The organism is Saccharomonospora iraqiensis subsp. paurometabolica YIM 90007, assembly GCF_000231035.2.
In the GTDB taxonomy this organism is placed as follows: Bacteria; Actinomycetota; Actinomycetes; order Mycobacteriales; family Pseudonocardiaceae; genus Saccharomonospora; species Saccharomonospora paurometabolica.
The window spans coordinates 7,775-8,161 of sequence record NZ_KI912256.1 but is presented as its reverse complement, the minus strand read 5'-3'; the positions used below and the strand labels follow the sequence as shown (position 1 = coordinate 8,161).

Genomic DNA, 387 nt, shown 5'->3' with positions numbered 1-387 from the left:
CGCGCCGGACGGCAGCGCCCGGCCGAGCAGCAGCGCGAGCCGGTCGGTGGGGGCGGCGCCCCGACGGTCGTGCAGCTGGGTGAGCGCCGCCGCCGCGTCGGGAAGGCCGAGCACGATCGCCCCGGCCACGGTGTCCTCGCGCAGCACGACCTTGGCGTAGCGGCCCCGCGCGGGATCGTGCAGACACACGACCTCGAAGTCCGGATCGTCCACGGCCACGTGCGCCCGCCCGAGCGCGGCCAGATCCACTCCCTCGGCCTTCAGCCGGGTCACCGTCGGCGTCCCCCGGTAGCGCGCGGCGGTGTCCGCCCCGGTCAACAGGTCCGCGAGCACCCCGGCCTGGTCCCACGCGGGTTGCACGAGGCCGCCGGCGGCGCCGGGGTGCCG

1 pseudogene is annotated in these 387 nt (G+C 78.3%); it reads right to left on the bottom strand.

The features are described 5' to 3' along the window. Positions 1-387 (bottom strand): annotated as a pseudogene (locus SACPADRAFT_RS33215) (NAD(P)/FAD-dependent oxidoreductase); the annotation flags it as partial.